Source organism: Mesorhizobium sp. RSR565B (assembly GCF_054719465.1).
In genome coordinates, this window is record NZ_JBTTIE010000001.1 from 4548338 (window position 1) to 4567871 (window position 19534).

A 19534-nucleotide genomic window follows, 5' to 3' on the forward strand; every position below is an offset into this window, starting at 1 on the left:
TCATGACCGTTTGATGCATTTTGCCTTCGACCGTTCACCGCAACGTGAGCGTGTGTTGAAGGAGAGATGTCATGAAAAAGCTGATTCTTGCTTCCGTTTCCGCCCTGGCCCTGTTCGGCGTTGCCGCCTGCAGCGACAGCGGTACGGATAACACCACCACCCAGAGCACCAATCCGCCAGCCGCCGAGCCCATGAAGCCGGCGACGCCGGATGCACCGAAGCCTGCAGAACCGGCTCCGGCAACACCTGCTCCTGCCCCCGCGCAGTAGCAGCAGTCTCGGTCACTTTGACGTGACGAGAGAGGAGGCCGGCTTCGCGCCGGCCTTCCTGCGTTTAGGCGATTCGGGGGCTCAAGGGCCTTGAACCGGCTCTTTCCTACGGTTTGGGATCTGGCGCGTCGGTTGCTTGCGTAAATCGATCCACTCTGCGGCGCTGTCTTGGCTTGATAGCAATGGCCGGCGGCCCTAATAAGCGCTCATGTCGATTTGGGATCGCCTCGGCGACTTCATCACCCGCGTTTCATCTTCAGCCACGTCCGGCGTAGCCGATGTGGTCGAGGCCGTGCGCACGGTTTTCTCCGGTGACGCTGATCTGCGCCGGCGTGTCGCCTTCTCTGTGGCGATGATTGCGCTGTCAGCCAAGATGGCCAAGGCCGATGGCATCGTCACCCAGGACGAGGTTCGCGCGTTCCAGGAAATATTCGAGGTGCCGCGAGAACAGACCCGCAATGTGGCGCGGCTTTACGATCTGGCCAAGCGCGACGTCGCCGGGTTCGAGACCTATGCCGAGAGTATGGCGCAGATGTGCGGCTCGGGCCATTCGAACTGCGTCATGCTGGAAGACATACTCGACGGTCTGTTCCATATCGCCAAGGCGGACGGGCTGGTGCATGAGCGCGAAGGGATTTTCCTGCACCGTATTGCCGAGATTTTCCGCATCGACGAGGTGCACTACGAGGCCATTATGGCCAGGCACGTCAATCTCGGGGCCGGCGATCCCTATATCGTGCTCGGCATTGAGCGCGGCAAGCCGTTCGAGGAGGTCAGGAAGCGGTACCGCAAGCTGGTCTCCGACAATCATCCGGACCGGCTGATCGCGCGCGGCCTGCCGCAGGAATTCATCAAGATTGCAACGACCAGAGTCGCGGCGATCAACGCGGCCTATGAAATGATCGAGCGGGGCCTCAGGCACGCATGACCGGCTTCTCGCCCGACGAGCCAAGCGCGGAGGTCAGGGTATCGCCGAATTTCGGCCCGCGGCGCGAAACGCTCAGGCCCGACATGATCGTGCTGCACTATACCGGCATGGCGACGGGTGCTGCCGCGGAAGCCTGGCTGTGCGACCCCGCAAGCGAAGTCTCGTCCCACTACCTCGTCCATGAGAACGGTCGCATCATCCAGATGGTGCGCGAAAGCGACCGCGCCTGGCACGCCGGTGCAAGTTCCTGGTTCGGTCGTCGCGACATCAACTCCTGTTCGGTCGGCATCGAAATCGTCAATCCCGGCCATTCGCTCGGCTATTCGGCCTTTCCCAAGCGGCAGGTGGAAGCGGTGATCGGTCTTTGCCTTGGTGTCATCGAACGCCATTCCATTACGGCGCAAAGGGTGCTTGCCCATTCCGACATCGCGCCGGGGCGCAAGATCGACCCGGGCGAGAAATTCCCCTGGAAGGCGCTGTTTGCGGCCGGGGTCGGCCATCTCGTGCCTGCGGCGCCGGTCCGGCGCGGCGCGGTGCTGAAAGCCGGCGATACCGGCGCCGAGGTCGAGGCACTGCAGTCGATGCTGGCGCTCTATGGCTATGGCGTCGAGATATCAGGTGTCTTCGACCGCCAGACCGAAATCGTCGTCGAAGCTTTTCAGCGGCATTTCCGACCACGCCTGGTGGATGGCGTCGCCGACGGCTCTACGTCTAGCACGCTGCAAAGCCTGCTGACTTCCCTTAGGTCAGTTGCGTCTAAATAATCTTTTCCTGATATCCAAGTTACAGCCTGTCACTGAAAGTGAATTGCCTCGCCTTGTTCGACACAAATTCCGCCCTCAAAGGCAGTTCGTGCAAGTTATCGGACCTCCAGCCCCCCGGATGCTCCGATATTGATTAGGCGTTGCTGCGTGAAGATCTTCGCGCGGCCAAACAGAACAGGACCACATGCAGAAATTGACCGTTGTAACGGCAGCTATTGCTGCCGGAGTAATGACTTTTGCCTTCAGCACGGCCGATGCCGCACCAGTGAGCCAGAGGGCAGACCAGGGCTTCATCGCCGCACCCGCCAAGGCCACCATGACGAAGGCAAACCCGAAAGCAAAAAGGGCAACCACCGCGAAAGTGCGCAAAGCAGCCGTGGTGAAGGCCAGAAAAGCCACGGCCAAGAGGCATTTTAAGCGCAACAGGAAGAGCGTCGACCTGACGACGACCGCATCGATCCGCCCAAGCACCGCTGCGGAGTCGACTGCGGCAGCCGCGCTTGGCGGCCAGTATTCGGCAATCATTGCCCGCTATGCTGCGGCCGAAGGCGTGCCGGTGTCGCTGGCCCAGGCGGTCATTAAGATCGAGAGCAACTACCGGCCGAACATCGTCGGCAGCGCGGGTGAAATCGGCCTGATGCAGATCAAGCCGGCAACGGCGCGGATGATGGGGTATAGCGGCTCGGCCAAGGGTCTGTTCGATCCCGACACCAACATCAAATACGGCATGAAGTACCTTGCCATGGCGCGCAATCTCGGCGGCGGCACCACCTGCGGCACGATCCTGAAATACAATGCCGGCCATGCCGCGACGCGGATGAACCCGGTGTCGGCGGCCTATTGCGGCAAGGTCAAGGTGCAGTTGGCGGCATTGGGATCGCCGGCATAAGTCTGCTTTTTCATTTGCGTTTTGGAACGTGAACCCCTTTATACGCTCTGCCAGCTGGCCGGGCGGCCGCACCCGCAAAGCCGAAAGGCTGCGGGTGAGGAAAGTCCGGGCTCCATGGAGACACGGTGCCGGTTAATGGCCGGCGGGGGCGACCCCAGGGAAAGTGCCACAGAAAGCAAACCGCCACGATTTATCGGGGCAAGGGTGAAAGGGTGGGGTAAGAGCCCACCGCGCGACTGGCAACAGGAGCGGCACGGTAAACCCCACCGGGAGCAAGACCGAATAGGGACGGTGCGAGGGGAAACCTTCGAGGGCTGTTTCCGGCTCACCGTCCGGGTAGGTTGCGTGAGGCGCATGGCAACATGCGCCCAAGATGAATGGCCGCCACGTTCTCGCCCCGAAAGGGGCGAGGGCCATACAAAACCCGGCTTACAGGCCAGCTGGCAATTTCTCCCCCATATCGCGACTAATCCTTTGGATCAGCAGTCTGCGCCTTCGGGCGCAGCTGGCGATTCAGGTGCTTGAGCGATTGAATCAAGTACGCATGCTGGGGTCGAGACAAACGCATCCTTGAAGCTGGTACGATTTAATCGTACCATGATTGTCATGGTTTGATCAGGAGCGCATCATAGGTCACGTCGACAAACGCAGCATCACGCTTTCGCCGGAACTGGCGGCGGCGGTCGACGATGTCGTGGCCGCCGGCGAATATGCCTCGGCCAGCGAAGTCATCCGTGATGCGCTGCGGCAATGGAAAGACCGCCGCGATCTTCTCGGCTACACGGTCGAGGAATTGCGCAGGCTGATTCAGGAGGGGATCGACAGCGGACCGGCGGTGGACGGCCAGCCCTTCATGGACCGGCTGCGAGCCAAATATCAGAGGATGTCGGAAGCTGCAGGCTCGGAAGAGTGAAATATCGGCTGCTTCCTCAGGCGATATCAGATGTCGAAGGCATCGGTGACTACATTGCGGAACATAGCCCAAAGGGAGCCATGCGCCTTGTGGACGCTTTGGAGAGGCGCTAGACACTGCTCACCTTGCACCCGTTCTCAGGTGCGCCGCGCGATGATATCGCGCCCGGCATTCGTCATCTGATCGTCGGCGAATATGTCACTCTGTATCGCATGGGCGAAGACGCGATCGAGATCGTCCGCGTTTTGCACGGCAGGCGCGATATTGGCGCCGACGACTTGGTGACCTAATCCACCAGTTCAGACGCCGATCTTGTCCAGCGATGCCTCGATCGCCTGCCAGAGTTCTTCCACCGGCTCGCAGCCCACCGACAGGCGCACGAAGCCGGGCGGAACCGAATCTCCTCGCTTGGCCCGCCGCTCGGCGGAGGTGTGGACACCCCCGAACGACGTTGCCGCCTGCATCAGCGTGCAGTTGTTGATGAAATCCTCGGCCTTTTCCTGGGAGAGGAGTTCGAAGGACACGAGGAAGCCGAAGCGCTCCATCTGCGCCCGGGCGAGGTTGTGCGACGGGTCGCCCTCCAGCCCGGGGTAGCGCAAGCCGCTAACGGCGCGATGGTCTTTCAGGCGCTTCACGATCACCTCGGCAGAAGAACACATGCGGTCGAAGCGTACGCCCAGCGTCTCCAGGCCGCGATGCACCAGCCAAGCCTCGAACGGGCCGGGAATGCCGCCCGCGGTCTCGCGCCAGCCGGTGACGGCCGCGATGATATCTGGATTGCGGCTGGCGACATGGCCGAACAGCACGTCGGAATGCCCGTTGGCCGCCTTGGTGTCGGCAGCAACGATGATGTCGGCGCCGAGATCGAGCGGACGCTGGCCGAACGGCGTCATCGTGGTGTTGTCGACGACGACGATCGCGCCCGCTTGGTGCGCGGCCTCGGTGACGGCTGTGATGTCGCAAATGTCCAATCGCGGATTTGACGGGGTTTCAACGTAGACAAGGCGGTAGCCGTCGAAGCCGCCGTCGAGGAATGTAGCTGTCGGCCGCAGATCATAGGCGACGCCGAAGGGCTTGAGGAAACGTTCGGCCAGCGCGCGTGTGGCATGGTAGCCGTCCGAAGGCAAAAGCACGCGGTCGCCGGATTTCAACAGGCCGAAAAACACCGCCGAGATTGCCGCCATTCCTGAGGGGAAGCCGACGCATGGCGCGTCTTCCAGATGCGCCAGCATGTGCTCGACCGCATCCCAGGTGGCGTTGCTGTAACGGCCGTACTGACTGTAGCCGGCGCCGTCGCCCGGGTTGTGGAAAATAGCGGCCATGGTCAGCGGCAATGGGATGGGGTCGCCTTTGACAAGTCCGTCGCGACGCAGATGGGCAAGGGAGGCCGCGCGGGACCTGGCTGTTTCGGACATGGATTTCTGACCTTGTTGCTCAGCGAAAAGACTGACGACGCTATTCGCGGCAGTGATGCGCGGCAAGCCGCTTCCGCTTGGGCCAGCCCGCTCTAAACGGTTCGTTAGGCTTAATGGGAGATAAAGACGGGAGTGTTGTCAGAGCTGCTTTCACCGGTTGTGGCGCGCGCGTTTGTGAAGCCTGTTCCCGTTGACGCCCATAGTGCCCCATGATATCCCATTTCGATACCAAAGCCTTCGTTCCGCGTCAGGGTAAAGCGTACGCCAATCGGGCAGCCGCGGCGGCTGTGCGTTTGCGGCGTTTTGCCGCTGGGAGCGAAGCGGATTTTCGGCAGGGGACGCGCTTCGGCGCGGACGAATACATGGAGAGGGGTGCGGCGGCGGAAGCGGCTGCAGCGTGTCATGGACCGGTTTCTGTCAAGCGCGGTGAACAGGATCGATGCGAAGGGGCGGGTCTCCGTTCCGGCGCATTTCCGCGCGGTCGTGCAGAAGCGCGGCTATTCGGAACTCTATGCGCTGCGCGGCCTGGACGTGCCTGCGATGGATGTCGGCGGGCTCGATCTGCTCGACCGCTACGAGCAGCGCATCGCGCTGGAAGACCTTTTTTTGCAGACGGCGGACGATATGTCGTTCTTCTGCCATGGCGACGGGACGTTCCTGAAGCTCGATCAGGATGGCCGCATCACGATGAGCGATTTCATTCGCGAGCATACGGGCATCACGAGCGAAGTGGCCTTTGTCGGCCGTGGCAATTTCTTTCAAGTTTGGGAGCCTGGACGGCTGGCCGCCTATGGGGCGCAGGCGCGCGCTCGGCTTTTGCAGCTTCGGCAGGGGACGAAGGCTCACGAGGCCAAGGCTGGGGAGCGGCCGGAATGATGGCGGATCACGGCGATGATCTTAGCGCCGTTGGCGGACCGGTCCGCCACATTCCGGTCCTCCTCGCCGAAGTGCTGGAGGCGCTCTCACCCAAAGCCGGCGATGTGATCGTCGACGGCACGTTTGGCGCCGGCGGCTACACCAAGGCGATCCTGGCGAGCGGCGCCTCGGTGGTGGCGATCGATCGCGATCCCGATGCGATTGCCGCCGGGCGCGGCCTGGAACAGCAATCCGGCGGCAGGCTAAGGCTGGTGCAGGCGCCATTTTCGACGCTGGACGAGCAGGTCGAAAGCGCCGACGGCGTTGTCCTCGACATCGGCATTTCCTCCATGCAGGTCGACCAGCCCGAGCGCGGCTTTTCGTTCCGCACCGACGGGCCGCTCGACATGCGCATGGCGCAGGCGGGCTTGAGTGCTGCCGACGTCGTCAATTCGTTCAAGATAGGCGACCTTGCCCGCATCTTCGGCTTCCTCGGCGAAGAGCGGAATGCCGGCCGCATTGCCCGCATGATCGAGTCACGCCGCGAAAAACGTCCGTTCGAGCGCACGCTCGATCTCGCCGACGCCATCGAAACGCATATCGGCCGCGCGCCGAAGGACAAGATTCATCCGGCCACCCGCGTCTTCCAGGCGCTGCGCATTCTTGTCAATGACGAGCTGGGCGAATTGGCCAAAGCCCTAATGGCATCCGAGCGGGTATTGAAGCCCGGCGGGCGGCTTGCGGTGGTGACGTTCCATTCGCTGGAAGACCGCATCGTCAAGCGCTTCATCGCCGACCGCGCCGACGTCGCCACCGGCTCACGTCATTTGCCCGAGGCGCACGCGCGCACTGCGACCTTCCGCAAGGCTGGTGGCGGCGTGACGGCAGGCGATGCCGAGGTCGCTGCCAATCCGCGGGCGCGCTCGGCCAGGCTGCGTACCGCCATCCGCACCGAGGCGCCGGCGCGCGCCGGTGATCTCACCATTTTCGGCCTTCCAAAGCTTCCCGGCATCCAGGCGCCGCGAGAGAGGTGAATACGTGTTTCGAACCAGCGACATAGTCCTGATCGCCGTCATGGTCTTGGCCGCGGCCCTGACCTACAAGGCCAAGCGCGAGGCCGAGGAACAGCTGGCTTCGGTGCAGAAGATCGAGGCGCAGATCCGCTATGAGGAGGACACGATCGACCTGCTCAAGGCCGACTGGAGCCTGCTGACCCAGCCGTCGCGCCTGCAGAAGCTGGCTGAAATCTACAAATCGCAGCTCGCACTCGAGCCGGTCAATGCGCGGCAGATCGTCGGGCTCGACGACCTGCCGGCAAAACCGCTCAACATCGAGGACCTGTCGTCGCAACGGCTTGGCGGCATGGCCGACAATTCCGGCAAAGGACCAGCCGACAAGGATCCCGTGGTCACCGGAGCCATCGTCCAATGATCGCTGGATTTCCAATGCGCGCCAAACTTCCGTCGGTCGGCAAATTGCTGAAGCGCCGCGCACGGACCGGCGAGGACGGCTCCATCGTGGTCGAAGGCGCGCGCAAGGCGACCGGCGGCAAGGCCAAGACCCGCATCGTGATGACGATGGCGGTGTTCTTCGGCATCTATTCGACCATCGCCGGGCGGCTGGTCTATCTCGGTTTCCAGTCCCCCGACATGTCGAATGGGCCGCAAAGCCGGGTGACGGCGTCGCGTCCCGACATCGTCGACCGCAACGGCGAGGTGCTGGCGACCGACATCAAGACGGCATCGCTGTTTGCCGAGCCGCGCCGCATCGTCGATGCCGACGAGGCGATCGAAAAGCTGTCGACCATTCTGCCCGACATCGACCCCGAGCAGACCTATCACAAGCTGAAGAGCGGCGCCGGCTTCGTCTGGCTGCAGCGGCAGCTGACGCCCAAGCAGCAGGCCGACATCATGCAGCTCGGCATTCCCGGAATCGGCTTTCGCACCGAAAAGCGCCGCTTCTATCCGGCCGGCGTGACCTCGTCCTACATTGTCGGCCTCACCAACATCGACAATCAGGGCATCTCCGGCATGGAGAAATACATTGACGAGCAGGGCTTAAGCGACCTGCAGGCCTCAGGCCTTGCGATCGCCAAGGATCTGAAGCCGGTTCAGCTGTCGATCGACTTGCGCGTCCAGCATGTGGTGCGCGACGAGATTGCCGCCGGCCTCGAGCGCTATCGGGCCATGGGCGCCGGCGCCGTCGTGCTCAACATCAAGACCGGCGAAGTGGTGGCGATGGCCTCGGTGCCGGATTTCGATCCGAACAATCCCTTCAATGCGCAGGACAAGGATCGGCTGAACCGCATGTCGGCCGGCCTCTACGAGATGGGCTCGACCTTCAAGAGCTTCACCTCGGCCATGGCGCTCGATTCCGGCAAGGCGAACATGAACAGCCGTTTCGACGCCTCGCACCCAATCCGGGTCGGCCATCAGGCCATCCACGATTTCCATGGCAAGAACCGCGTGCTGTCATTGCCGGAGGTGTTCCTTTACTCCTCCAATATCGGATCGGCCCGTGAGGCCGAAATGGTCGGCATCGAGGGGCACCGCGAATTCCTGCATCGCCTTGGCCTTCTGGACAGGATGCAGACCGAACTGCCTGAAGTCGCCCGCCCGACCGAACCGAAGGTCTGGAAGCAGGTCAACTCCTTCACCATCGCCTTCGGCCATGGCGTGTCGACGACGCCGCTGCAGGCGGCCGTCGGCTGCGCGGCGCTGATGCAGGGCTATTTGATCCCGCCGACTTTCCTGGTCCGCAGCGAGCAGGATGCCATGGCGGTGGCCAAGAGAGTGGTCAGCGAAAAGACTGTGGAGGGCATGCGCTACCTCTACACGCTCAATGCCGAGAAAGGCTCGGCCAGAAACGCCAGGGCCCCCGGCTACCGCGTTGGCGGCAAGACCGGAACCGCCGAGAAGGTGATCAATGGCCGCTACTCGAAGGAACTGAATTTCAACACCTTCGTCGCTGCCTTCCCGATGGACGATCCGCAATATCTGGTGTTTACGATCGCTGACGCTCCGCACCCGGAAAAGCCCGGGATGACCGACGTTGCCGCCAACAATGCGGGTGTCATGGCCGGAAACATCATCAGGCGGGCAGCCGCCATGCTTGGCGTGAAGCCAGATTTCAGCCATGAAAATGGCGCAACGCTGGTTTCCTATCAGTGATTCTTAGGGCGCGCCGGCAACTGCGCGCCATTTTGTTGAGATAAACGGGGTTCGATGCACCTGAGAGATTTAGCCGGTATCCTGCCTGTCGAGGGAACATCTTCCCGCGATGTGGAGGTAACCGGGATTTCGTCGGATTCCCGCACGGTCAAGACCGGCGTGGTCTTTTTCGCGCTCGCCGGCAGCAAGGCGGATGGTTCGGCCTATGCCGCCGATGCGGCAAAGCGCGGCGCAGCGGCGGTTGTCGTTGGCAACGCCAGCGCCGTTTCCGGCCTGTCCGTCCCGGTGCTCAGCGTCGACGACCCACGCCTGGCGCTGGCGCTGAGCGCGGCACGTTTCTTCGGCAGCCAGCCGGAGACCATGGTCGCGGTTACCGGCACCGCAGGCAAGACCTCGGTCGCCGCCTTCACCAGGCAGATCTGGGAGCAGGCCGGCTTTGCCGCCGCGTCCATTGGCACCACCGGCGTGGTGGCGCCGGGCCGCAACGACTACGGTTCGCTGACCACGCCCGATCCGGTGGCTTTGCACCAGTTGCTCAAGGAATTGGCGGAGGCCGGCGTCACACACGCCTCGATGGAGGCTTCCAGCCATGGTCTCGACCAGCGCCGTCTCGATGGCGTCAAGCTCGCCGCGGGCGGTTTCACCAATCTCGGCCGCGACCATATGGACTATCATCCGACGGTCGAGGACTACCATCGCGCCAAATTGCGCCTGTTCGACACGCTGCTGCCGAAAGGCGCGCCGGCGGTCATCTTTGCCGACGATCCGTGGTCGGCGCCGACCATCCAGGCTGCGCAGGCCGCGGGGCTCAATGTGCTGACGGTCGGCCGCCATGGCGATTTCCTGCGCCTGAAGCGGGTCGAGCACGAGCGCCACCGCCAGCGCGCCGAGGTCGAAGCCGACGGCGTGCTCTACGAGATCGACCTGCCGCTCGCAGGTGACTTCCAGATCGCCAATGCCCTGGTTTCGGCCGGGCTGGCCATTTCCACTGGAACGCCGGTCGCCAAAGCTTTGATGGCATTGGAGAAACTTCAGGGGGCACCGGGACGGCTCGACCTTGTCGGCGCCACCGCCAATGGCGCGCCCGTCTATGTCGACTATGCCCACAAGCCGGATGCGCTGGAAAATGTGCTGGCCGCCGTGCGCCCGTTCACCACCGGTCGCGTCATCGTCGTGTTCGGCTGCGGCGGCGACCGCGACCGGGGCAAGCGGCCGATCATGGGCGAAATCGCCACGCGGCTGGCCGATGTCGTCATCGTCACCGACGACAATCCGCGCTCGGAAGTGCCGGAAACGATCCGTGCCGCGATCCTGGCAGCCGCGCCCCGCGCGATTGAAATCGGCGACCGCCGCAAGGCGATCCACGAAGCGGTCGCCATGCTCAAAGCGGGCGATACGCTGATCGTTGCCGGGAAGGGCCATGAAGAGGGCCAGACCATCGGCGCCGAGACGTTTCCCTTCTCCGACCACGAGGAAGTCCGCTCGGCGCTGCGGGAGCGGGCCGCATGAGCGTGCTCTGGACTTCCGAGGCGCTGGTCGACGCCATGGGCGGTCGGCCGCTCGGGCCGATGCCGGAGGGAATTTCGGGGATCTCAATCGACAGCCGCAGCCTGCAGCCGGGCGACGCCTTCTTCGCCATCAAGGGCGAGGCGATGGACGGCCATGACTTCACGACCGCGGCGATCAAGGCCGGCGCCGGCGTTCTGGTCGTCGCCGAAGTCAAATTGCCGTCGCTCGGGCGGCTGACGGCGCCGATGATCGTCGTGCAGGATGTGCTGGCAGCACTGGAGAAACTCGGTGTTGCCGCCCGCGCCCGTTCCAACGCAAAAATCATCGCGGTGACCGGATCGGCCGGCAAGACCACCACGAAGGAGGCGCTGCGCCATGTGCTGTCGACCGTCGGCACAGTGCATGCCTCGGCGCAGTCCTTCAACAATCATTGGGGCGTGCCGCTGACGCTGGCGCGGATGCCGGATGATTGCGACTATGCGGTGTTCGAGATCGGCATGAACCATCCCGGCGAGATCCGGCCGCTGGTCAAGATGGTCCGGCCACATGTGGCCATCGTCACGATGATTGCCGCCGCGCATCTCGGCTTCTTCAGAAATCTCGACGAGATCGCCAAGGCCAAGGCCGAGATTTTCGAAGGCATCGAGCCCGGCGGTGCGGCCTTGCTCAACCGCGACGATGCGCGCTGGAAGCTGCTCGACAAGATGGCGCGGGCCGCCGGCGTCGAACATGTCTTTGGCTTCGGTGAGAACGCCCGCTCGACCTACAAACTCACCAGATGCGAGCTGCATGCCGATCATTCCGACATTGCCGCCAGGATCGGCGGGCAGGATGTCGTTGCCCGGATCGGCGCGCCCGGCCGCCACATGGTACAGAATGTGCTCGCCGTTCTTGGCGCGGCGCATCTCGTTGAAGCCGACATCGCAAAGGTGGCGGAAGCGCTGGCCGATCTCTCCGCCGAACGCGGCCGTGGCAAGCGCCATGTGCTGCGCCATCCCAAGGGACTGATCACACTGATCGACGAGAGCTACAACGCCAATCCGGCCTCGATGGCTGCTGCCATGGCGCTGCTCAATGCGACGCCTGTCACGGGCGAGGGCCGGCGCATCGCCGTGCTCGGCGACATGCTCGAACTCGGCGACCATTCGGCCAAGCTGCATGCAGCCCTGGCCGAACTGATCGTCGGGACCGGCACGCACACGGTCTTTCTCGGCGGCCCGGAAATGCGGGCGCTGGCAGACATCCTGCCCGACGAGATCAAAACGGAATACCGCGCCGGCGCCGAGGAATTGAAGCCGCTGCTGTTGTCGACGCTGAAGGCCGGCGACGTGGTCATGATCAAATCGTCGAAAGGCATAGGCTTTTCAAAGCTGGTCGAGGCCTTGCTCGGCAAATATCCGGCGGAAGCCGCAGGCACGAAACAGAACTAGTCCGGGGGACGGAATCGCATGTTTACATTGCTCGTCGATTTTGCGGACAAGGTCTCGGTCTTCAATGTCTTCCGCTACATAACTTTCCGCACCGGCGGTGCGCTGATCACCTCGGCGCTGATCGTCTTCATCTTCGGGCCGACCATCATCAATTCGCTTAGGCTGCGGCAAGGCAAGGGCCAGCCGATCCGCGCCGATGGCCCGCAGACGCATTTCAAGAAGGCCGGCACGCCGACGATGGGCGGGCTGATGATCCTGTGCGGCATCGTCGGCTCGTCGCTTCTATGGGCGAACCTCTCCTCGATCTATGTCTGGGTGGTGCTCTTGGTGACGCTGGGCTTCGGTTCGATCGGCTTTTACGACGACTATCTCAAGGTAACCAAGCAGTCGCATCTCGGCTTTTCCGGCAAGGCGCGGCTGGCGCTGGAATTCGTCATCGCCGGCATTGCCGCCTGGGCGATCATGCATAATGGCCAGGCGCCGTTCTCATCGTCGCTGACTTTCCCCTTCGCCAAGGAATTCATCATCAATCTCGGCTGGTTCTTCGTGCCGTTCTCCTGCTTCGTCATTGTCGGCGCCGGCAATGCGGTGAATTTGACCGATGGCCTCGACGGGCTGGCGATCGTGCCGATCATGATCGCGGCGGCATCCTTCGGCGTCATCGCCTACCTCTCCGGCAATGCGGTGTTCGCCGAATATCTGCAGATTCATTTCGTGCCCGGCACCGGCGAGCTGGCTGTCGTGCTTGGCGCCGTCATCGGCGCCGGCCTCGGCTTCCTCTGGTTCAACGCGCCACCGGCAGCGATCTTCATGGGCGACACCGGTTCGCTGGCCATGGGTGGCCTGATCGGTACGGTCGCGGTCGCCACCAAGCACGAAATCGTGCTGGTCATCGTCGGCGGATTGTTCGTCGTGGAAATCCTGTCGGTCATCATCCAGGTCGGCTACTTCAAGATGACCGGCAAGCGCGTCTTCCTGATGGCGCCTATCCATCATCATTTCGAAAAGCTCGGCTGGACCGAAAGCCAGGTGGTGATCCGCTTCTGGATCATCGCCGTCATCCTGGCGCTGGTCGGCCTGTCGACCCTCAAGCTGAGATAGGAACCCGCTTGATACCCGCCGCATCCTTTTCGGGCAAACGCGTTTCGCTCTTCGGGCTCGGTGGCTCGGGGATCGCCACGGCGCGCGCGCTGATCGAGGGCGGCGCCGACGTGCTCGCCTGGGACGACAATCCCGATAGCGTCGCCAAGGCCGCTGGCCAAAGCATTGCGACCGCCGATCTGCGCGGCGCCGACTGGTCGAAATTCTCGGCCTTCGTGCTCTCGCCCGGCGTGCCGCTGACGCATCCCAAGCCGCACTGGACGGTGGAGTTGGCGCGTGGCTCCGGCGTCGAGGTGATCGGCGATATCGAATTGTTCTGCCGCGAGCGGATTGCGCGCGCGCCTGATGCGCCGTTCATCGCTATCACCGGCACCAACGGCAAGTCGACGACCACGGCGCTGACCGCGCATATCCTCAAATCGGCAGGGCGCGACACGCAGATGGGCGGCAATATCGGCCGGGCCATCATGACGCTCGATCCACCGCAGGCTGACCGGGACTATGTCGTCGAGTGTTCGTCCTACCAGATCGATCTCGCGCCCTCGATCAACCCGACGGCCGGCATCCTGCTCAACCTGACGCCCGACCATCTCGACCGCCACGGCACCATGCAGCATTACGCTTCGATCAAGGAGCGGCTGGTTGCCGGCAGCGAGACGGCGATCGTCGGCGTTGACGATTCCTGGTGCGCGCAGATCGCCGACCGGCTGGAGAGGGCGGGCCGGGAGGTGATCCGCATCTCCAAGCGGCTGCCGCTGACCGACGGTTATTTCGCAGACGGTTCCGATCTGATGGAAGCCGTCCATGGCCGCTACAGCCGCGTCGCCTTCCTCGAAGGCATCGGTTCGTTGCGCGGCCAGCACAATGCGCAGAACGCGCTTGCCGCTGTTGCCGCCTGCCTCAGGGTCGGCTTGAGCCTGGGCGAGATCCAGGCGGGACTGGAGAGCTTTCCAGGCCTCGCGCATCGCATGGAGCAGGTCGGACGCAAGGACCACGTGCTGTTTGTCAACGATTCCAAGGCGACCAATGCCGATGCGGCGGCACCCGCGCTGTCGAGTTTTTCGCGCATTTACTGGATCGCCGGCGGACTGCCCAAGGAAGGCGGCATCGAGCCGCTGCGCGGTTTTTTCCCACGCATCGCCAAGGCCTATCTGATCGGCGAGGCGGCGCCCGCGTTCTCGGCGACCCTCGGCGAAGCCGTGCCCTATGAAATCTCGGGCACGCTGGCCGCCGCGGTCGACCATGCCGCGAAAGACGCGGCCAAGGATGACAGCGGCGAGGCGGTGGTGCTGCTGTCGCCGGCCTGCGCCAGTTTCGACCAGTTCAAGAATTTCGAAGTTCGCGGCGAAGCCTTCAGGCAAGCTGCGAATGCTATCGAGGGCGTGAAACCCATCGGAGGGGCACGATAATGCAAAGCCGTCTCGACAAAAGCCCGGTTGCAACCTGGTGGTGGACGATCGATCGCTGGTTCCTGGCGGCGTTCCTGTCGCTGATGGGGCTTGGCATCGTCTTGTCCTTTGCGGCAAGCCCGGCGGTGGCCGAACGCATCGGCCTCGACAGTTTCCACTTTGCCACCAGGCAGATCATCTTTACCGTGCCGGCGCTCGGCGTGATGCTGGCAGTGTCCTTCCTGGAATCGCGGCAGATCCGGCGCATGGCGCTGATCATCCTGGGCATCATGCTGGTGCTGATGGTGGCCGTGCTCTATATCGGCGTCGAGGTGAAAGGCGCGCGGCGCTGGGTGTCGTTTGTCGGCCTGTCGATCCAGCCGTCGGAATTTCTGAAACCCGCCTTCGTCATAGTCTGCGCCTGGCTGTTCGCCGAACACAAGCGCCAGCCCGACATCCCGGGCAATTTGTTTGCCATGCTGCTGCTGATCCTGGTCATCTCGCTTCTGGTGGCGCAGCCCGATCTCGGCCAGACCATGCTGGTGACCGGCACCTGGGGCGTCATGTTCTTCATGGCCGGCCTGCCCTGGCTATGGATCATCGCGCTTGGCGCCACCGGCGCCGGCGGCCTGTTTGCCGCCTATACGGTGTTCCCGCACGTCGCCGCGCGCATCGACAAATTCCTGACCGGCGAAGGCGACACGTTCCAGGTCGACATGGGCCGCGAGGCGCTGATCAACGGCCACTGGTTCGGCGTCGGCCCGGGCGAGGGCACCGTCAAGCGCGTCATCCCCGACGCGCATGCCGACTTCGTCTTTTCGGTCGCCGGCGAAGAGTTCGGGCTGATCATGTGCTTCTTCATCATGTCGATCTTCGCCTTCATCGTGCTGCGCGGCCTCAGCACGGCGCTGAAGGAACATGATGATTTCACCCGCTACGCCGTCGGCGGTCTCGTCACCGTGTTCGGCCTGCAGTCGGTCATCAACATGTGCGTCAACCTGCAGCTGATGCCGGCCAAGGGCATGACGCTGCCTTTCATCTCCTATGGCGGCTCCTCGCAGATCGCCATTGCCATCTCGATGGGCATGGTGCTGGCGCTGACCCGCAAGCGACCGGAAAAGCGCAAGCAGATGGGCTTTGCCCTGTCGCAGCGCGCCCTGCCGGCGGAGTGATATGGCGCGGGGTGTGATCCTTCTCGCGGCTGGCGGAACCGGTGGACATCTGTTTCCGGCCGAGGCGCTGGCGCATGAGCTGATCGAGCGCGGCTGGGGCGTGCACCTGGCGACGGACGACCGCGCCGAGCGCTTTGCCGGCCATTTCCCGGCCGCCGCCATCCATCCGATCCAGTCGGCGACGATGGGCTCGAAAAACCCTGTCGCGCTGCTTGGCGCGTTCTGGAAGATCTGGCGCGGCGTGCGCCAGGCCTCCGCCGTCATGGCCAGGATCAAGCCTGATGCGGTCGTCGGCTTTGGCGGTTATCCGACCTTGCCACCGCTCTATGCCGCGACGCGGCGCAAGCTGCCGACGCTGATCCATGAGCAGAACGCAGTGATGGGCCGCGCCAACCGGGCGCTGTCCGGGCGCGTCGATGCCATTGCCGGCGGCTTCCTGCCGCAAGATGAAAGTGCCACAGGCGCCAAGACGGTGACGACAGGCAATCCGGTCAGGCCGCCAATCCTGGAGGCGGCCAAGACGCCTTACACCGCATCCAAAGGGGCGGATCCGTTCAGGCTCCTGGTGTTCGGCGGCAGCCAGGGCGCGCAGTTCTTTTCCGACGCCATGCCGACGGCGATCGCACTTCTGCCGGAGGCGCAGCGCAAGCGGCTGGTGATCACCCAGCAGGCCCGCGCCGACGACGTGGCGCGGGTGAAGGCTGGCTATGCGGCACTCGGCGTCCATGTCGAGGTCTCGCCCTTCTTCACCGATATGGCACAGCGCATGGGCGCGGCGCATCTGGTGATCTCGCGCTCCGGCGCCTCGACGGTTTCGGAGATCGCCGTCATCGGCCGGCCGGCGCTGCTGGTGCCTTATCCCTATGCGCTGGATCACGATCAGGCGGCGAACGCAGCCGCCCTTGCCGCGGCGGGCGGCGGCGAGGTGCATCCGCAATCGTCACTGTCGCCGGAGCGCATCGCGGCTCTCATTGGCGGGCTGATGGACACTCCCGAGCGGCTGACGGCCATGGCTGCCGGAGCGAAGTCGGCTGGCCGGCCGAACGCGGCACGGTTGCTCGCTGATCTCACAGAGGCTATTGCGTCCAGAAAAACCGTTTCGGATTTCAGGAAAGGGACGCATTGATGAAGATGCCGCAGACCATCGGCCTTGTGCATTTCATCGGGATTGGCGGCATCGGCATGAGCGGCATCGCCGAGGTTCTGCACAATCTCGGCTACAAGGTGCAGGGTTCGGACCAGGCCGACAGCGCCAATGTCCAGCGGCTGCGCGACAAGGGCATCGAATGCTTTGTCGGCCACAAGGCCGAGAATATGGGCGCGGCCGAAGTGGTGGTCGTCTCCACCGCGATCAAGAAATCCAATCCCGAGCTGAAGGCCGCGCGCGAAAAACTGCTGCCGATCGTGCGCCGGGCCGAGATGCTGGCCGAACTGATGCGCTTCCGCCAGGCGGTCGCGATCGGTGGCACGCATGGCAAGACCACAACCACGTCGATGGTGGCGACGCTGCTCGATGCCGGCGGGCTCGACCCGACGGTGATCAATGGCGGCATCATCAATGCCTATGGCACCAATGCCCGTATGGGCGATGGCGAGTGGATGGTGGTCGAAGCCGACGAAAGCGACGGCACCTTCCTCAAGCTGCCGGCCGAGATCGCCGTCGTCACAAACATCGATCCCGAGCATCTGGACCATTATGGCAGTTTCGACAAGGTGCGCGAGGCGTTCCGGCAATTCGTCGAGAACGTGCCGTTCTACGGTTTTGGCGTGATGTGCACCGACCATCCGGAAGTACAGGCGCTGGTCAGCCGCATTGAGGACCGCCGCGTCATCACCTATGGCGAGAACGCGCAGGCCGATGTGCGTTTCACCAACCACCGCATGGCGGGTGCCGTCTCGGCATTCGACGTGGTGATCCGCGACCGCAAGACCGGCGGCCAGACGACGATATCTGATCTGCGGCTGCCGATGCCCGGCCGCCACAACGTCTCCAACGCCACCGCCGCAATCGCGGTCGCGCATGAACTCGGCCTGTCGGCCGAAGCGATCAAGAAAGGGCTGTCGTCCTTTGCCGGCGTCAAGCGGCGCTTCACCCACACCGGCTCGTGGAACGGCGTCGACATCTTCGACGATTACGGCCACCACCCGGTCGAGATCACGGCGGTGCTGAAAGCGGCGCGCAGCGCCACCAAGGGCCGCGTCATCGCCATTGCGCAGCCGCACCGCTTCACCCGGCTGCATGATCTGTTCGACGAATTTTCGGTCTGTTTCAACGATGCCGACACGGTGATGGTGGCGCCGGTCTATGCGGCGGGCGAGGAGCCGATCGACGACGTGACCTCGGAGGCGCTGGTGTCGCGCATCCGCTCCGGGGGCCATCGCGATGCGCGCTACGTCGAAACCCCTGCCGCGATTTCGCCCGTCATCCGCGCGTTGGCGAAACCGGGCGACTTCGTCATCTTCCTGGGCGCCGGCAACATCACCCAATGGGCCTATGCGCTGCCTGGGGAACTCGGCGGTACCGTCTCATGATGCGCGGCCAGGACCTGCTCGACAAACTTGGCGACCGGCTTGCCGGCCTGCGCGGCCGCATCACGCCCAATGCCGAGATGGACAAGATCACCTGGTTCCGCGCCGGCGGTCTGGCGGACGCCCTGTTCCAGCCGGCCGACGAGGAGGATTTGGCTGCCTTCCTGCGCGCCGTGCCGGAGGACATCCCGCTCACCATCGTCGGTATCGGCTCCAACCTCCTGGTGCGCGACGGCGGCATTCCGGGTTTCGTCATCCGGCTTTCGGCCAAGGGCTTTGGCGAGGCCGAGGTGGTTTCGCCGACCGTCATCAAGGCCGGTGCTGCGACGCCCGACAAGCGCGTCGCGGCCGTCGCTTATGAGGCCGGCATTGGCGGCTTTCATTTCTATCACGGCATTCCCGGCGCCATCGGCGGGGCGCTGAGGATGAATGCCGGCGCCAATGGCGTCGAGACGCGGGAACGTGTCGTCGAGGTGCGGGCGCTCGACCGCAAGGGCAATCTCCACACCCTCAGTAACGACGACATGGGCTATGCCTATCGTCACTCGGCCGCACCTGCCGGGCTGATCTTCACCTCCGCCGTTTTCGAAGGTGTTCTGGAAGACCCGGAGGCGATCAAGGCGGCCATGGACGCCGTCCAGACGCATCGCGAGACGGTGCAGCCGATCCGCGAGAAGACCGGCGGCTCGACCTTCAAGAATCCGGAAGGCACCTCGGCCTGGAAGGAAATCGACAAGGCGGGCTGCCGCGGTTTGATGATCGGCGGCGCGCAGATGTCGCCGATGCACTGCAACTTCATGATCAACACCGGAACAGCGACCGGATACGACCTCGAATATCTCGGCGAGACGGTGCGCGCCCGCGTGCTTGAAAATTCAGGCATCCGCCTGCAGTGGGAAATCAAGCGGCTCGGCAATTTCCGCCCCGGCCATGCCGTGCAGGAATTCCTCGGACAGCTTCTTTAGCGCAAGCTGAAGTTCATGTGATGCTTGAACTTCAAACGGTCTGAAACAACAGCGCCACCGTTGCTCCAAAGACTCACAACACGCTTTTTCCGGCCGTTTTCGCGGAAAGTGAATCTGTCGGAATCATAAGCACTTGCCAGCGAATCAACTCTCTGATTCTCTGCCTTAAAGCGTTTCCTGATTTGAGTCGTTCGACGCGTCGACCGCGTTTTCCGTCTGGGGGGCAACCTGCCGGGA

General features: G+C 63.5%; 19 protein-coding genes and 1 other RNA gene. 19 read left to right on the top strand and 1 reads right to left on the bottom strand.

The features are described from left to right. Window positions 1-71: 71 nt before the first annotated feature. From ACYG9R_RS21795 to ACYG9R_RS21825, 7 genes are all read left to right on the top strand, one after another. Entirely contained in the window at window positions 72-269 is a 198-nt protein-coding gene (locus tag ACYG9R_RS21795; RefSeq protein ID WP_023668260.1) for a hypothetical protein, read from the top strand. A 208-nt stretch (window positions 270-477) separates the two neighbouring features. Further along, on the top strand, window positions 478-1197 hold the full coding sequence (locus tag ACYG9R_RS21800) for a J domain-containing protein (RefSeq protein WP_023668261.1): 720 nt from the start codon (window positions 478-480) through the stop codon (window positions 1195-1197). Then, the gene (locus ACYG9R_RS21805; protein WP_023668262.1) at window positions 1194-1961 is read left to right on the top strand and encodes an N-acetylmuramoyl-L-alanine amidase; all 768 of its coding nucleotides are present in this window, start codon (window positions 1194-1196) and stop codon (window positions 1959-1961) included. The genes ACYG9R_RS21800 and ACYG9R_RS21805 overlap by 4 nt, the downstream gene beginning before the upstream one ends. A 184-nt stretch (window positions 1962-2145) precedes the next feature. Next, window positions 2146-2850 carry a lytic transglycosylase domain-containing protein gene (locus ACYG9R_RS21810; RefSeq protein WP_023729353.1) on the top strand — a complete coding sequence of 235 codons (705 nt, stop codon included), beginning with the start codon at window positions 2146-2148 and terminating at the stop codon, window positions 2848-2850. Window positions 2851-2900: 50 nt separating this feature from the next. After that, window positions 2901-3298: RNase P RNA component class A (rnpB, locus tag ACYG9R_RS21815), an RNA gene on the top strand. Between the two features lie 180 nt (window positions 3299-3478). Then, complete coding sequence (locus ACYG9R_RS21820) at window positions 3479-3763, top strand: type II toxin-antitoxin system ParD family antitoxin (RefSeq protein WP_023735972.1); 285 nt, start codon at window positions 3479-3481, stop codon at window positions 3761-3763. Window positions 3764-3888: 125 nt separating this feature from the next. Continuing rightward, window positions 3889-4053: a type II toxin-antitoxin system RelE/ParE family toxin gene (locus ACYG9R_RS21825; protein WP_245259999.1), complete on the top strand. Its 165-nt coding sequence runs from the start codon at window positions 3889-3891 to the stop codon at window positions 4051-4053. A gap of 9 nt (window positions 4054-4062) precedes the next feature. On the opposite strand, the gene ACYG9R_RS21830 is transcribed toward ACYG9R_RS21825, so the two are convergent. Further along, window positions 4063-5178 carry a cystathionine gamma-lyase gene (locus ACYG9R_RS21830; RefSeq protein WP_023823176.1) on the bottom strand — a complete coding sequence of 372 codons (1116 nt, stop codon included), beginning with the start codon at window positions 5176-5178 and terminating at the stop codon, window positions 4063-4065. A 402-nt stretch (window positions 5179-5580) separates the two neighbouring features. On the opposite strand from ACYG9R_RS21830, the gene mraZ reads away from it, so the two are divergent. From mraZ to murB, 12 genes are read left to right on the top strand one after another with little or no spacing between them, the layout of a single operon-like run. Next, entirely contained in the window at window positions 5581-6054 is a 474-nt protein-coding gene (mraZ, locus tag ACYG9R_RS21835; RefSeq protein WP_023823175.1) for a division/cell wall cluster transcriptional repressor MraZ, read from the top strand. Continuing rightward, a complete protein-coding gene (gene rsmH / locus ACYG9R_RS21840) occupies window positions 6051-7067 on the top strand; it encodes a 16S rRNA (cytosine(1402)-N(4))-methyltransferase RsmH (RefSeq protein WP_023823174.1) in 1017 nt (338 codons plus the stop codon). The genes mraZ and rsmH overlap by 4 nt, the downstream gene beginning before the upstream one ends. A gap of 4 nt (window positions 7068-7071) precedes the next feature. Beyond that, window positions 7072-7464 (top strand): cell division protein FtsL, encoded by a 393-nt coding sequence (gene ftsL, locus ACYG9R_RS21845; protein WP_023823173.1) that lies wholly within the window; start codon window positions 7072-7074, stop codon window positions 7462-7464. 14 nt (window positions 7465-7478) lie between these two features. Further along, entirely contained in the window at window positions 7479-9203 is a 1725-nt protein-coding gene (locus tag ACYG9R_RS21850) for a peptidoglycan D,D-transpeptidase FtsI family protein (RefSeq protein WP_023682141.1), read from the top strand. 54 nt (window positions 9204-9257) lie between these two features. Beyond that, entirely contained in the window at window positions 9258-10712 is a 1455-nt protein-coding gene (locus ACYG9R_RS21855; protein WP_023823172.1) for a UDP-N-acetylmuramoyl-L-alanyl-D-glutamate--2,6-diaminopimelate ligase, read from the top strand. Then, window positions 10709-12142: a UDP-N-acetylmuramoylalanyl-D-glutamyl-2,6-diaminopimelate--D-alanyl-D-alanine ligase gene (locus ACYG9R_RS21860; RefSeq protein WP_023823171.1), complete on the top strand. Its 1434-nt coding sequence runs from the start codon at window positions 10709-10711 to the stop codon at window positions 12140-12142. The genes ACYG9R_RS21855 and ACYG9R_RS21860 overlap by 4 nt, the downstream gene beginning before the upstream one ends. An 18-nt stretch (window positions 12143-12160) precedes the next feature. Then, window positions 12161-13243 (top strand): phospho-N-acetylmuramoyl-pentapeptide-transferase, encoded by a 1083-nt coding sequence (mraY, locus tag ACYG9R_RS21865; protein WP_023668273.1) that lies wholly within the window; start codon window positions 12161-12163, stop codon window positions 13241-13243. 8 nt (window positions 13244-13251) lie between these two features. Then, window positions 13252-14652: a UDP-N-acetylmuramoyl-L-alanine--D-glutamate ligase gene (gene murD, locus ACYG9R_RS21870; RefSeq protein ID WP_023823170.1), complete on the top strand. Its 1401-nt coding sequence runs from the start codon at window positions 13252-13254 to the stop codon at window positions 14650-14652. Beyond that, a complete protein-coding gene (ftsW, locus tag ACYG9R_RS21875; RefSeq protein ID WP_023823169.1) occupies window positions 14652-15803 on the top strand; it encodes a putative lipid II flippase FtsW in 1152 nt (383 codons plus the stop codon). Before murD ends, ftsW begins: the two co-directional genes overlap by 1 nt. A 1-nt stretch (window position 15804) precedes the next feature. After that, window positions 15805-16929 (top strand): undecaprenyldiphospho-muramoylpentapeptide beta-N-acetylglucosaminyltransferase, encoded by a 1125-nt coding sequence (gene murG / locus ACYG9R_RS21880; protein WP_023699607.1) that lies wholly within the window; start codon window positions 15805-15807, stop codon window positions 16927-16929. Continuing rightward, the gene (gene murC, locus ACYG9R_RS21885; protein WP_023823168.1) at window positions 16929-18335 is read left to right on the top strand and encodes a UDP-N-acetylmuramate--L-alanine ligase; all 1407 of its coding nucleotides are present in this window, start codon (window positions 16929-16931) and stop codon (window positions 18333-18335) included. The genes murG and murC overlap by 1 nt, the downstream gene beginning before the upstream one ends. Further along, window positions 18332-19297 (top strand): UDP-N-acetylmuramate dehydrogenase, encoded by a 966-nt coding sequence (murB, locus tag ACYG9R_RS21890; RefSeq protein WP_031199085.1) that lies wholly within the window; start codon window positions 18332-18334, stop codon window positions 19295-19297. The genes murC and murB overlap by 4 nt, the downstream gene beginning before the upstream one ends. Window positions 19298-19534: the final 237 nt, after the last annotated feature.